This is a genomic window from Paenibacillus sp. 01T422, assembly GCF_056398785.1.
Genome location: NZ_JBFTQB010001733.1, coordinates 1 through 375, shown reverse-complemented (window position 1 = coordinate 375; position 375 = coordinate 1). Strand labels below are relative to the sequence as shown.

The window sequence follows — 375 nt, the reverse complement described above, 5'->3', positions numbered from 1 at the left end:
GCGTGTAACAGAACGGACTTCAACGGAAGATCAAATCTTGATTAAAGATGCCCATGAACCAATTGTTCCTAAAGAATTGTTTGATATGGCACAGAGAATCAGAAATGAGCGAAACTCCCGACCTGCTGCTTTGAAAATTGGGAAACATATATTTTCTGGTCTAGTACACTGTGGGGTCTGTGGTAGTATTCATTCTTTTCAAACCGCACATGGTAGGAAGAGAATTACAAGTTGCACGACACGGACATACAAAGATGATGGAACTTATATCGTATGCACAAATGGCGGGGTATACGTTGACGATTTCAAAACGCTGTTCCATGAATATTTTGCTCAATATGTCGATCAGCTTGAACAATACATCCATCTCATGAC

At 40.3% G+C, this 375-nt stretch carries 1 protein-coding gene; it reads left to right on the top strand.

The genetic code is table 11. The features are described from left to right. Nucleotides 1-37: 37 nt before the first annotated feature. Nucleotides 38-375: recombinase zinc ribbon domain-containing protein (locus AC1DUA_RS40985; RefSeq protein ID WP_477505064.1), on the top strand; the 338-nt coding region annotated here is incomplete at its 3' end.